This is a genomic window from Nocardia glycosmidis (assembly GCF_052545115.1).
The window spans coordinates 1-292 of sequence record NZ_JBQWRH010000069.1 but is presented as its reverse complement, the minus strand read 5'-3'; the positions used below and the strand labels follow the sequence as shown (position 1 = coordinate 292).

The 292-nt window shown below is 62.7% G+C and carries 1 protein-coding gene; it reads right to left on the bottom strand.

Annotated features, from left to right (window positions below; genetic code table 11):
* The coding region (locus ACT86A_RS27520; protein WP_445095137.1) for a biotin carboxylase N-terminal domain-containing protein at positions 1-292 on the bottom strand (292 nt) is incomplete at both ends.

Genomic DNA, 292 nt, shown 5'->3' with positions numbered 1-292 from the left:
CGCACACACGCCGCCGCCAAATCAGGATTCTCCGACAAGAACCCATACCCCGGATAAATCGCATCCGCCCCCGCCGCCCTCGCCGCCTCCACGATCGCATCCACCGACAGATACGCCCGCACCGGATGCCCCGGCTCCCCGATCTGATACGACTCCGCCGCCTTCAACCGATGAACCGAGTTACGATCCTCATGCGGAAACACCGCCACCGTCCCGATACCGAGCTCATACGCCGCACGGAAGGCACGGATCGCGATCTCACCACGGTTGGCAACCAAGACTTTCGAGAACA